Raw genomic sequence first — 13,921 nt, forward strand, 5'->3', positions numbered from 1 at the left:
CCTTCGTGATCAGCTCGTCGGTCAAGCCCATCCTGGTGCCCCACCGCTGCCGGACCAGTTCCACCAACTCCGACCGCAGGGGAACGACGAGCGCACGCGCGTCGTCCTCCGACATCGCGGTCAGGTCCGCGAAAGTCCGGCCCTGCTCACGCATGCGCTCGTCGACGTGCGCGATCGAATCGTTCGCCGACAACCCCAGGTGGTCCCGGATCTGCCCAACCCACCGCGGGTACTCGCGCTGCACCTCGTCGACGTCAACACGGCCCTGGTGGTCCAGCACCGCATCGCCCGCGGAACGCACGTACGCCGCGACGTCCGCCGGGTCCGCGTTCCACCCGAGTGCGACGTTGAACAGGTCCGCCGGACGCATGTCGACCGCTGTGGCCAGCTCGGTGATGTCGCCGGGTATCCGCCCTGTCAACCGGCCGAGTCGCAACACGTTTTCCAACTGCTTGACGTCCAGTGTGTCGACCGCCTGCGCCAACTGGGCGCTGTCGACCCACCACTGGCCCCGCAGGTCCTTGAAGTCAGTCGAGATCGCCGCGACAGCGAGGTAGTCCGGCTGGACGTCGTTGTGCTTCGCCCACTGCTGGGCGTCCTTCACCAGCGCGGGTATCCTCCCCGTTCGCCGTCCCTCCGGCTGTGCCCAAGGCCGCACCGAATCGACGTAGCCCTTGGCGGCCGTCATCTCCGCCGACGACGGCCGCTTCTGGTCGAGGTACTCGTAGACGTCGTTCTCCCGCCAACCCAGCCACCTGGCGAGGGCGGCGACCAGCTTCTGTACGCGTTCCTGTTCTTGTTCCTGGCTCGAAGGGCCCACCGGGTTGAAGCTCGCGATCAGGCCGGGGAACGCGCGCACGTGCTCCGGCCGGATGCCCATCGCGGTGACCAGCCGGTACAGCCGGGCGGGATCGACGCGCAGTTCCGAACCCACTTCACGCAGTCGCGGCAGCTGCCCGATGCCTGCGGTGTAAGCACGCATCCGGCGGACGATGCTCGGCTTCGTCGACAGTCCCACTGTGGGCAGGTAGGCACGGACCTCGGCGGCGGTCGGCGCCGAGGCGTGGACATCCGCCAGTTCGCCCTTGCTCCTCGCCAGTGCGATGAACTTCCGCGCGTAGCTCGGTGTCATGCGGCGCAACGAGTCCAAGGTCACCGGTGACTGCCGCTTGCGCAGGAGCGCGGCGACCGCGCCGATCGACTCGTCCGGCAGCAGGGCCAGGTGCTCCCGCAGCCGCTGCTCCCAGGCCGGGTACTCGTCGACCACCTCGAAGAAGTCGACTTCGTCGTTCTCGTCCCGTACCAGTGAACCGTTCGAGCTCACGAACGCCGCCAGGTCCGCCGGATCGGTGTTCAGCTGGGCCGCCGCACCGAACAGTTCGATGAGCGGCATCCCGCTGTCGCGCACCAGCCGGCCGCCGTGGGCCATCCACGTCGCCACGCGTTGCGGCGTCGGTCGCAGCGTGGAAAGAAAGCTGTGCACGTCCAGGTGGTCGTCCCAGACCAACCACTTGCGCAACACCTGGACCCGGTCGCGGATGGCGCTCTTGAGTTCGGCGTACCGGGACGTGGTACCGCCGTCGCTGCCGAAGGTGCCGTGTGCCGTGCGCAACAGGTCACTGAACGCCACCAGCCCGCGCGCGTCGATCCTCAGGTCGAACGTCAGGCGTTTGACCAGCCGTACCGGCACTCCCAGCCGGGCTGCCTCTTCGCCGACGTCGCCGGGATTCACTCGCATCGACCGCGCGATTTCTCGCTGATCCTGGAAAGCCACCGCGGTGAGTTCCGAATCCGCTGTGACGAGCGCACCGACGATCCGTCGGTAGTCGACGAACGGCCTCTGGGTCTGGTCGGCTTCGATCATGTCGGCGGTCAGCCCGAAGCGTCCCTCCCACCGCTGGTTCACCAGCGTGCGCAGTCTCGGCCGGACGCCGTCGACTTCCTGCCGCGCCTGGCTTTCGGGCATCGCGTCCAGTGCCGCGAACGTCTGCGGGCCGCCCGCGCGCCGCAGGTGGCGCGACACCTCCGCGATCGAGTCGTTGCCCCCGAGACCCAGCCGCCTGCGCTGACGCGTCTCCCACTTCCGATGCCCGGCGACGACCTTCGCCTTGTCCAGGCTGCCGTCCGTGCGCCGCACCGAATCACCGGCCGACTGCACGAAGGCCACCACGTCGCCGGGGTCCACCTCCAGTTGCGCCGAGACGTCGAACAGTTCGGCGGCGTCCACCGCGATCTCGCCGGCGAGTGCACCGATCTCGCCGCGCACCACGCCGGTCGTGCGTGCCAGCGTCAGGATGTCCGGCAGCCGGCTGATCCCGAGCGAGTCGACGGCCTGGCGCAACTGGTCCGGGTCGACCGCCGGGTCGCGACGCATGGCCATGAACTCGTCGGGGCTCACCACCGCGGCCATGAACCGGTAATCCGGCCGCACGTCGTGGGTCGTCGCCCACGCCCGCGCCTCCTGGAAGAACGCGCTGCCGTCGCGGTCCCACGGCCGCCAGGTCCTGGCGAATCGCCTTGCCTCCGCCAACTCCTGCACGGTGGGGCGGCGATCGGCGATGTACCGGAACACCTCGGACGCGGTCCACCCCAGCCGCCCGGCGAGCAGCCGGACGTGTGTCTCGGTCTCCTCCTTGTGGTACTCGACGGCGTCGCCGTCGGAATCGTCATCGGAACTGTCGTGGCCGGAGCTGTCCGACTTGAGCGCGTCGACCAGTCCGGGGAACATCAGCAGCGCGCGCGGGTCGGCGCCCATCCGCTGTGCGACGCGGTAGAGGTCGTAGACGACGGTGATCCCGGCCGACGCGGCCAACTGCGGCAGGTCATCGGGCATCCGACCGATCCGTCGGCTGAAGTCCCGCGCCTCGCGCATGTCGTCGGGCGTCTGCGCAAGGCGCAGCGTGGGCAGCAGACGGTACAGCGCGACGTGATCCAGCCACGGCGCGTCCCGTTCGTCCGCCTCGATCAGTGCCGGGTCCAGCCCGACCTGCTCGGCGGTCCGCTGTCGCCGCATCCACCGCGCCGCAGCGGCGTCGTCGCCGGGCAGGTCGGCGAACGTCTGGCCGTGGTCGGTCAGATGTCTGAAGACCCGCGCGATCGACTCGCCTTGCACCATCCCGAGTCGGTCTCGCTGCCGTTGCTCCCACTTCGGGTACTGCGCCACAACCGCGTCCGCCAGGCCTTGCGTCCCGGACTTGACTGTCACGTACTGCGAGAGCAGGAACGCGCGGATATCCCATGGATCCGTCTTGAGCCGCAGGGCCACGTCGAGCATCTGCGGTGGGGTCAGCGGCTGGGTCCGCATGCTGCCCGCGTCGGCCGCCCGGGCGAGGTTGCGCGGGATCCGGTTGAGCGCAAGGCTCAGCTCGATGGCCGCCCGCTCGTGCTCACGCCCGACACTCTCCACCAACACGTCGAAGTCGGACTGGTCGAACCAGTTCTTCTCCCGCAGCGTCTCGAATGCCGCCATCTGCTCCCACGACGCCTGCGACGCTGACGAGGACGACCGGCCGGACTCGGTGGTCTGGCCGCTCCACTCCCTGGCCGCGCGCAGCAGACCGGCCCGGTCACCCAGCTCACGCGAGGACGGCATCCGCTCGCCGAGGAACCGGAACACCCTGGTGTAGTCCCAGTCCGGTCCCAGAGCCACCGCCAGGTCGGCGACCAGCTGCTCGGTCGCGTCACGGGTCCTGCGTTCCGCGCGCAGGCTCCTGACCAATTTCTCGGCCGCCTCACGGCTGCGGCGCCCGGATCTCCTCTCGTCGCGGTCGAGCGACGCCACGAGCTTGTCGACCGCCTCGCGGCTCTCCCGGTCGAGCCCCACCCGCGCCTCGCCCTGGCTGAGGTGCTCGATCAGCTCGTCGATCGCCTGGCGGCTGCTGGTGTCGAGCCCATCGTTCGGGCCGAGGCGGTTGAGCCGCCTCGCCACCTTCTCCACCGCCTCGCGGCTCTCGCGATCGAGCCCCGACCACGTCCCGCCGTCCTTGAGGCTGCGGATCAGGCTCTTGAACGGCAACAGCCCGCGCGGGTCGGCGTGCAGCCGCGCCGTCAGCTTGAAGAACTTGTCGGCGGGGACACCGGCCTGCCTGGCGATGTCCGGGATCTCGTTCGGCAGTCTGCCCAACCGGACGGCCAGGTCCCGCACCGTGCGGAAGTTGTCCCCGTCGACCTCGACATCCACATCGGACAGCAGCTTCACCGCGCTGCCGTAGTCGAACCACGACGTCCGTCCGGCGTCGCGCACCACAGTGGCTGGTTCGATGCCGGGGATCTGCTTCGCCCACCAGCCGTTCATCCACTGGTCCGCCTCACGCGGCCCCAGTTCGTGCGCCGCATGGCTGAACAACCACATGACCCACCGCGGGCGCACGACTTCGTCCTCGTGCACCTGGAAATGAGTCCTGGCATGGTCGCGCAGCTGCTTGGCGAGATCCCGCGGACTGATCTTCTCCTGGCCGTAGTCCGCCGAGTGCAGGAGACCCGACAGCCAGTCCAGGTGACGCGGATCGACCTGCAACTCGTTGGCGAGGTCGGCCAAGTACCGCGGGCTGACTCCGAGTTGGACGGCCAAACCCGGCACCTCCGCCGGAACCCTGCCGTGGCGCTCGCTCATCCGCAGCACGTCGTCCACCGGCACACCCGCACGGACCAGCTTCTCGACATCACCGGGCACGAACCAGGGTGACCTCGCCAGCTCGGCAACCGTTCGCTTGCTGATCTCCAGCCGCTTCGACCAGCGCTCGACCATGTTCGAGGACTGGTACGGCAGGTCCGTCCAACTGACGGCGGCCAGCCGGTTCGGCTCGAGCGGAGCGTTCGTCGTTTCCGCGTAGCTGGGCAGCCGGTCGTTGCCCTGTGCCGTGAGCAGTTGCCTGACCACCGTGTGAGTTTCGGCGTCGCCGTGCAGGATGAACCGGCCTGGCCGGTTGTCATGCCATTCCTGCAACTGCCTGATGGTCGGGTTGGCGCTGCTCACCTGCGATCCGGGTCGGTAGGGGCGGACCTGGCTGCTCAGTGCTCGCGCAGCGCGGTACTCGCGCAACAGCCCCGCGTACTCGATCGCGCTGTCGCTGACCTTGAAGTGCTGCGTCTCCGTGAGGAACCGCTCGGCCAGCGACCGGAAATGCGCACTGCCGCGCACCAGTTTCGCCAGCGCCAGCACCGGGAAACCCAACCGGGTGCTCAACTGCACGTAACGATCGCGGTCGATGCCCAGCTGGGCCAGTACCATTTCGAGCTCGCCGACGATCCGCCGCGCCTCTCCGCGTGCGTCACCGGTGACGAAGCCCGGCGGCGCCGCGATCTGCTGGAAGTCGTCGCGCAACGCCACCAACGACTCCGGCCGGTCCACTCGCAGCAGCCTGGCCACCTCGTGCACGACGTGACCGTTGGGCAGTCCGATGTCGTGCGCGAAATGCTGCAGGTAACGAGGGTTCTGCCACATGGCGGTGGCAACGGACCGTGCGACCCGATCCGCGTTCGCGGGATCGCGCATGTGGGCGACGCGCTCACTCAGACGGCCGTCGGCGTTCATCCGTGCGATGACCGCCGTCGCGTAGTCCGCGTCGCCCGCTTCCCCGTCGTAGTGTTCGACCCCCGCCGTCGCACGACCGATTTCCTCACGCAGCAGCGCCAACGTCTCCGGCCGCTCGATCCGCAACTGCGCGGCCACCTCACGCAGCATGTCGCTGTCCGGCAGCCCCAGATCCCGAGCCAGCGCGTTGAGGTACAGGTCGGTGTCCCGGGAGCGCGCGACCACATCCCGCACCCGGCCGAAGTGCTCGCGTGCGAAGTCGTTCGGCAGGTCGTGCACCAACTCCAGCGGCACACCGGCTCGGTTCAAAGCGCTGAACGCAGGCAGATCCCGTGAGCTCCAACCCATGCGGTCGGCGAAACCGGTCAGATAACCGAGGTCGTGGTTCGTCCGTACCCCGTACGGGTGCAGGTTCTCCCGCAGCCTGTCGGCGAGATCCGTTCCGGTCAACTCGGTGGCGTCGTTGTCGGCCTGACGCAGGACCTCCACCAGGTGCGGGCCCAGCACACGCACCTGGCGCGGGTGACCGAACACCCCTGGCATCGCCCGCACGAGCCGATACACCGGCTTCGGGTCGGACAACCCTATGTCCCGCGCCGCGTCGATGAACGCCGCAGGTGTTACTCCCAGCGCCACCGACAGCCGCACCAGACGCCGCGGCTCCTCCCCGAGGCCTTCCGCCATGCTGCGCACGACCGCCGGATGCGACTGCCCGTCCGGCACAAGCTTGGTGAACTGCGCGTACCGTTCCGTGCTGACCCCGAGCGACCGCGCGTCGTGCTCCAGCGCCCGCTCTTGCCTGCTTTTCGACGACGAAGCCGGATGCCGCCGCGGGTCCGGCCGCGGGTCCCGCGACTTGCCCGTACCCCACCCGGTGGGGTCCGAACTGCCGTTGCCGGTCAGGTCGGGCCTGCTGCCCACCGGCGTGTACACCGGCGTGAGGACCTCATCTGACGCGTGCGGCGAGAACCACACCTCGACGGGCGAATCCGGCCAGAGCTCACTGCCCTCCTGGTCGTCGTCGCCCAGCAGTTTCCCGTCGCGTTCGACGACGGCGAAGAAGTGCCCCCTCCCACCGCCGAGGTCCGCGTACACAAGCCCACGACGGCCTTTCCCGCCGTTGAGGTACGCCTGAACGTCCTGGTAGCCGCCAGCCTGCTTGGCCATCAGCGGCAGGCCGGTCTTCGCCACCTGGTCGCGGTGCACCGGACCACTCGGTCCGGCCACGAACTCGCTCGCCCGGCCGGGATGCGCGGCCGCATTCAGCGTCCGGATGGCGCGCGGCAGGCAGTTCGTGTCGTAACCGGCGGTGAACCTGGGCTGGTTGACACCCTGCACGCGTGCGACGTAGTCGTCGGCAGTCGAACCACTGAGCTGATCACTCGTCGGCTGGTGCGGGCGGAAGCTGAGCTTGCCGTTCTCGACGACCTGGTCGACGTGCACGTCATCGGTGACGGGATCGCCGAACGGTGTCAACGTGACCGTCTTGCCGTCCGGTGTGTGCACCACCAGGTTGGCACCGATGTGGGCGGCGACGAACTTCCCGACCGTGTGCACGGCGTTGGTCGCTTCGCTGCTGCCCGCGTCCGTGCGGTCGCGTTGCACGAACGCGTTGAACAGGTCGCCGTCGTGCGAGGGGTTCGTCGCGATGTGCACGCCGATGCCGTGCGGGTCCCTGCGGTCGTTGGCGTTGCCCTTCTTGTCCACAGTGGGCAGAGCGGAGCGCATCGCGGTGTCGATGACGTCCTGCCGCAACCGGTTCGCGTCCGTCCCGTCACCGATGGCGTCGGCGACACCGTGGTAGAGGCTGCCGACTGCCACGTCGGTGCCCGCCGTGCCGAGAACCTCGTTCTTGACGTAACCGAGGATCCGGTTCACGACGATGTCTTGACGCGCGGTAGCCATGTTGTGCGCGGCGACCACCTTGTGCTGATCGGGCACACCCGCGGTGACATCGGCGACACCAGTCGGGGCGGACAACGCCATGCTCAGGTTGTTGTGTTCCTGATCGCCCAGCCAATGTCCGTGCTCGTCGGACGCGGGCCGCCAGTTCGCCGCCGTGGCGTCGGACGGCCGGAACGGCTCACGGTCCACGTGGTCCAGAGCGGGGAACTCCGCACGGTAGGCCGAGGGCTTGGTGCCCTCCTTGTCGGCCCTCAGCCCGTAGAACCGGTTGGGCACCGTGTTGAGCGCGACATGCGACTGGAGAACGGTCTTTGTCTTCTTGAACTCCTTGGCCAGGCGAGCCAGGTCCGTTTCGACCGCGGCACCCACGTAGTCGGCGTCGAACGACTTGCCCCGGATCGGGTGGGCGAGGTTCTCCGCGTTGGTCCGCAGCGATTCCGTACGCGATTCCGCGAAAGCGAACAACTGCTCCGCGTTGGTGACATTGGCGGCGACGTCAACGCGTGCCATGGGGACCAGATCGTCGTGCGCGTCCGTGGCATCTGAGGTGTCACCGCCACGTGCGTACTCACGAGCGGCCATTTCCTTCAGCCGGTCACCGGCCAGGTGGAACATGTCACCGCGACGCGGATCCGGATGGCCGTTGGCCACGTCCAACGCGTGGATCCGGACCTGGGCGGCCAACTGGGCACCGGCATTGTCCAACAGCTCGTCGAGGATGGTGTTCGAGCTGACGTCGTTGCCGTCGAGGAAGTCCTCCAACGACTCGTTGAGCTCCCCGGCCAGTTCCTGGCGTTGCTCCGGTGACAGGTCATTGATGAACTCGGTGACCGTCGGCTGATGGGTGGCGGCCAACTCCTTGGCGTTCCAGAAGGCGATCGCGTCCACGAGGTTCGCGGCTTCACCGCTGGTCGCGCTGAACCAGATTCCGCCGACTTCCCTGAAGTCCTTCTTCCTGGTGTCCTTGTTGCCGATCTTGTTGTCGTCGTTGTTGTCGGCGAGCACAGGGAGCGCGTCGAAGAAGAGGTTCGGTTCCGGCGTGTACGGCAGCAGCGGGTGCGTCGACGCCAACCGGTCCCTGACGCGCATGTCCTCCGCGATCTTGCCGGTGAGCTCCGGACTGCCGTCGACAGTCCGGTAGCCGCCCGCGAACAGCAACGGCCGCGTCGGCCGACCCTCAGGCGCCTCGGGCTTGAACTTGTTCTCGAAGTGGTTGAAGACGTGCGCACCGGACGGAACCGCGCGTCCCCCGATGTCGAAGTCCTGGACGGAGATGTACGGGTGCATGCCCTGTCCGACGAAGGCCTCGGACAGCGTTCGGGTCGGCACGCTCCCGAGCGTGTCGTTGCGCACCGCCCCGAACGGGAAACCGCCCTTGCCGTCGAAGGTGAGACCCACCACGGCCACCGGGTGTTCGATACCGCCGATGAGCGTCTTCGCCTTGGCCAGCGCGGTGTCGATCTGGTCCGCGCTCTTCTTGCCGTCCTTCGCGTTGATCCCGAACACGAACCCGACCCGGCCGTCGAACCCGCGAGCCCCGCGCATGATCGACTCGACCACAGCGGGAATCTGCTCGACCTTGCCGTGCGGCAGGATCGCGTTCACCACGAACGCCATCGGCCGGTTGTCGTCCACCAGTTCCGTCAGCGTCTCGATGTAGTTGTCCGCCGTCACCGACGTCGCCGGGCCTGCGGTGAACTCGTCGAACGCGCTGTTGGTGTGGCCGAAGTCGAGCCGGAGCTTCTTCAGCTGGGTGCTCGGCGGGGTGTCGTCGATCGGATCGTCGACGCGCCGCCGTTTCCTGGACGACGCCTCCGGATCCGTGCCGGGCGGTGCGCTGGGCGGCGGTACCTCGGCTTCCGGCGGCGAGGGGTAGTTGTCGGCAGCCGACAAGTCGGTGTCGGAGGTGCTCCAGAACTCCTTGCTCCGGTTCTCGATGAGCCACAGGTTGCGGGGCTTGAACGTCATGTCGTGCTGCTCGAGGCCCTCCGTCATCGGGCCGTTGTCCGGCACGACACGGCCTTTGCCGTCCTGGTGCTGGAAGACGGGCCTGACGTCGTCCTTGGACAGGTACTCGTCGAACATGCCCTGGAAGTGGCCTGCCTCGTGGCCCAACTGCCGCACGGTGGCGTCCACCGGCCAATGCAGCTGGTTCACCCGAGTGCCCGGTTCGCCGACCTCGACCACGCCGTGCGCCTCGGCCCGGTTGGTCACGAACTCGACGGACACGTGGAACTGGCGGCCGTTGGCCATCCGGTAGCCGTGGTTGTACAGCTCGTCGACGCCGGTCTTCGCGCGCTCCCGCAGCGCCTGGATCTGCTCGGGCGTGGCATTGCCCTGTTCGAGGTACAGCTTCGTGGTGTGGTGCTCCACCGGCACCTTCACCCGCACGCCTGGCTGCACCTCGTGCTCCACCTCGAACCGGCGGACGTCGTAACCGATCGGTCCTCGCCACGACGGCGTGCCAGCCGTGTTCAGTGCGCCCTGCTCACCACGCACGTGCCCCGAGATCGGCTGCGTCTTCGCGGCCTCTTCGATCACCGTGGACGGAGCCGCGTCCTTCTTCGCGTCGAACCAGGACGCACTCGTCGCGGTGCTGTGCCGCCACGACTGGTCGTTCAGGATCACCTCGGACGGGTGACTGGCAGGCCGATCGAGGGTCCAGTCGACGTACACGTCGGCGCCATCACCGCGACCCGGCTCGGCCGTCGCGGCGATGCCGTGCTTGAAGAGCTCGTCGGCGACCACATGCGCGTCGGCACCCGTCACCATCACGACCGGTGGCAGGTAGCCGTCCTCACGGCGCGTCTCCATCGAGCTGGTGAGCACCTCGACCAACGAGTCCATCTTGGCCCGCTGATCCACGTCCGACGTGAAGTCGAAACGCGCCTCCGGTGCCGGGGACTCGAGCCGGGTCGACCCGACAGGTGGTGTGTTGCCGGACGGCGGGCTCCCGGCAGGCGGTGCCGAGACCGAAGACGGCCCAGCGGGCTGCGCGGGCAGAGGCGGCGGCACAGGCGGGGGTGCCGAAACCGAGGTGTTCCCCGACAGCACAGCCCCAGACGGCGGGGCGGCGGGCGGTGAGGCGGCGGGCGGTGGCACTGAAACCGACGTGTTCCCCGACAGCACAGCCCCAGACGGCGGCGACGAACCCACAGGCGACGTCGACCCGGAGGGCGGCGCAGCAGCAGGCGGAGCGGACACAGGAGGCGGCGCCGAGACAGGCGCGACGGGAGGCGGAGCAGCAGGAGGAGGCGGAGCAGCAATGGGAGGCAACGCCGAGGCAGGCCCAGCCGCGGGAGGTGGCGCGGCAGCGGGCGGTGAACCGATCGGCGAAACCGATCCAGGCGGCGGAGCCGAACCCTGAGGAGACCCCACAGGCGGCACGGCAGCAGGAGGCGGCGCCGAAACCGGTGTCACCGCAGGGGGTGAGGCCGCAGGCGGTGTCGGCACCTGAGGTGTGGACCCCACGGGAGGCTGCGAAACCGGGGGCGGTGAACCGACGGGCGTCGATTGGACAGGTGGTACCGGAGCAGGTGAGGACACTGGCGGCTGACCGGCCACCGGAGGCGGCGAGCCCACAGGTGGCTGCCCTACCGGAGGCTGTGCGGCCGGAGGCTGTGCGGCCGGAGGCTGTGCGGCCGGAGGCTGTGCGGGCGGTGATCCAGCCGGTGGTTGGACGGGCGGCGGTTGCTGGCCGTTCCACACCTGCTTGGGTGGTGCTTCGCCACGCGGTGAGTACGGCGGCGGTGCCTCGACAGGCTGGTACGGAGGTGGTGGGGCCTCTTGCCGATCCGGTGTGTCGCCGCCGACGGGCCCCTTCGAACCTGGCACCTTCGACTCGGTGACGAGCGGCGGCACCTTCGAATCCGGCCCCGGCCCCGGCTGCGCCTTCGAATCCGGTCCGGGCTGCACCTTCGAGTCCGGCTTACCACCGGTGATCCTCGTGTCCGGCCCGCCCTGCACCTTCGACTCGCCACCGGGGACCTTCGAGTCCGTCTGGCCGGGCGTCTCCGGGCGCGGCATGTTCGGTCCGGGGCCACCGTGCTTGTTCATCATCCACGGCGGTGGCGCGCCGTGCTTGTCGATGTACCGGTTCACCGCGTCGATCTGGACTTTGCGCTCGATCGAGCTCGTCGCGGAGCTGGACACCCACGTCTGGAGCATGTCGAGGTTGGCAAGGCCCTCGGCACCGTAGAACATGCCGATGCCGATCACTTCGGCGGGCATCTCCGTGAGCGCGTCGAGTTGTCCCGTCCCGATCGGCTTCTTCACGAAGTTGTCGAGATCCTTGTTCAACTTGATCAGCCTGTACGCCGGACCGTGCAGGAGCCTGGTCAGCCCGCCGACGACGGCCTCGGCGAAGATGGCCTTCACGTCCCAGCCGTCCTTGCGTCTGCCGTTCAGCGTGGTGATCCCCTGCGGCAATGAGGCTTCGGCTCCTTCCTGGAGGGCCTCGTTGAGGGGACCCCATGCCTTCTTCAGCAACCCGCTGAGCGTCCGCGCTTGCTGGTTGGCGATGTTCGCGAGCTTGCTGACCGCATCCCGCCCGGAGGCGATCCACTCGGGGATCAACTGCGGCCACCCCAACGCCAGGCACGCGGCGATCCCGGCCGCGAAGATCGCGAGCGCGGTGAGGATGCCGTACTCGGCTTCCTCACCGTTCAGCCCGAACTCGTCGACCAGGTCGGCCGTGTAGGCCGCCGCCAGGTTCAGCGCCTCGACCGGGTCGGTGATTCCCTTGATGTGGTTGGCGAACGCGTCCGCGGTCTGGCCGTTGATGGTGCCCCAGACGCGGCCGCTCAGTTCGTTGACGCCGCCCGTGATCCCGCTGAGGTTGCCCGCGTCGTCCCGCATCTCCTGGGCGAGGGCGTACATGTGCTGCGAGATCACCAACGGCGGCTTCTCGGCCAGGACGTACATCGAATAGTAAATGGGCGCCCAGAAGCCGTCCCGGGGGATCTGGATCTCACCCATCGTTCACCACACCATTCGATTCGCCGAACCCGGCCGGATCACTCGCCTACTTGTCGTAGCGGTAGTAACTCGGTTTCTCGTTGCCCCGGATTTCCATGAAGACCTGTTCGTTGTACGGCCTGTCCGTCGCTTCCGGATTCACCGTGACGAGGAAGAGCCGTTGTTTGCCGTCCACCGGGTACGGCGACGACACGTTCGGGTCGTTCGGGTCCTGGAGCGTCAGGCTGTCGGGGCCCAACGGGGTGATGCTGGAGTAACGGTCGATGCCGATCCACACCACACCGCCCGGCAGCTCGGTCGCGCTGACGATGCGCTGTCCCGGCTCCAAGGGACGACCACCGACCATGGGCTGCTCGTTCTCGCGCAGCGCGTGCAGGCCCAGCGCGGAAATCATCTCCGGTGACCGGAACTGCAGGCTCTCCCTGTCGATTCCGCGCAACGGGTAGGACCCGGGAAATGGCCGCTGTGACTTCACGAAGTTCTTGTTCGGTTCCACGCCGAGGTTCGGTTTCTGCGGTGGTATGCCCTTTTTGGACGGTACCGCGCCGCCGCCGTCCCGCGCCACGGCTATCTTGTTCGACACCGCCTTGTTGAACGGTGTCTTCTGTCCGTCGGGCGCGTCCCCGTCGCTGCGCATCGTCATCCCGACAGGCGGCTTGCCGTCCACATAGTGTTTCTTGGTGCTGTCCGCCGGGCCGTTCTCCGCCGCGGTCCTGAACCTGTGCGCCGCTATCTCGGCATCGTCGCGGGCGGCGCCGTAGATCCGCCCGTTCTCGTTGAGGCCGTCGCCGACGTAGCCGATCCGCTTGGCCTGGCTGTCGACGCCGTCGACGAAGATCTTCTGGCCGTCCTGGAAGTTCGTGAAGAACTCCCTGCCCACGTCGTCGTCACCGAAGCTCGCCTGGTACCGGTAGCCGAGGTCGCCCGACGTGCGCTTGAGCGAGGTCAGCCGGTCCTTCACGTAGTTGTAGCCCTCGCCTGTGCGCGACAGGCTCTCCGGGTCGACCCAGAACTGGTTCATCTCGTCCTCCGCTCAGCCTCGGTTCAGGCGTTCCCGCAGCAGTGGTGGCAGCCTGGACTCGTCCGGCGCCAGGTCCTTGGCGCTGACCTTGCCCTCCAGCGCGGCTTTCAGGTCCAGGCCGGGCGGCATCATCGGTGTCATGATCTCGGCGAGCTGGTCGTTGAGCTTGGCCCGCGCGTCGGCGATCGTCTTCATCACCAGTGCGGACAACTCGTTCTTGGCCAACCGGCGGTACGCGGTGGACAGGAAGTTCAGCTCCGTCAACACGCCCTGCGGGCCGACCGTGACCGACAGCTCGCGGCGCGGGGACACCGCGGTCGCCGAAACCTCGCTGATCCGCTTCTGCATCTCCGCGAGGTTCGTCACCTGGCGCTCGTACTCGTCGCGCAACATCTCCACGTTGCGGCGATCCACTCCGGACATGCGACCTCCTGACAGTGTTCCGATCAAGTCAACGCCAAACCGGCGCCATCTCGCTGGGCGAG

Annotated in this window: 3 protein-coding genes (1 of these 3 running past the window's edge); all 3 read right to left on the reverse strand. The window is 68.2% G+C overall.

The window, feature by feature from the left end; translation table 11 throughout:
• Tightly spaced (at most 46 nt apart), the 3 genes in view from ALI144C_RS16510 to ALI144C_RS16520 form a layout consistent with a single transcriptional unit that may run on beyond the window.
• A protein-coding gene (locus tag ALI144C_RS16510) for a DnaJ domain-containing protein (RefSeq protein WP_076988013.1) crosses the window boundary here: on the reverse strand, nucleotides 1–12,415 show its 5' portion. The gene continues 24,092 nt to the left of window position 1, outside the view; only the first 12,415 of its 36,507 coding nucleotides appear in the window; the start codon lies at nucleotides 12,413–12,415; the stop codon falls past the left edge of the window.
• Between the two features lie 46 nt (nucleotides 12,416–12,461).
• Nucleotides 12,462–13,436 (reverse strand): hypothetical protein, encoded by a 975-nt coding sequence (locus tag ALI144C_RS16515; protein ID WP_076988014.1) that lies wholly within the window; start codon nucleotides 13,434–13,436, stop codon nucleotides 12,462–12,464.
• 12 nt (nucleotides 13,437–13,448) lie between these two features.
• Nucleotides 13,449–13,859 (reverse strand): YbaB/EbfC family nucleoid-associated protein, encoded by a 411-nt coding sequence (locus ALI144C_RS16520; protein WP_076988015.1) that lies wholly within the window; start codon nucleotides 13,857–13,859, stop codon nucleotides 13,449–13,451.
• Nucleotides 13,860–13,921 lie beyond the last annotated feature (62 nt).

This window comes from Actinosynnema sp. ALI-1.44 (assembly GCF_001984155.1).
Lineage (GTDB): Bacteria > Actinomycetota > Actinomycetes > Mycobacteriales > Pseudonocardiaceae > Kibdelosporangium.

Coding starts and splice junctions, on each gene's coding strand:
- ALI144C_RS16515 (WP_076988014.1), bottom strand. CDS start 13,436: ATGAACCAGTTCTGGGTCGACCCGGAGAGCCTGTCGCGCACAGGCGAG.
- ALI144C_RS16520 (WP_076988015.1), bottom strand. CDS start 13,859: ATGTCCGGAGTGGATCGCCGCAACGTGGAGATGTTGCGCGACGAGTAC.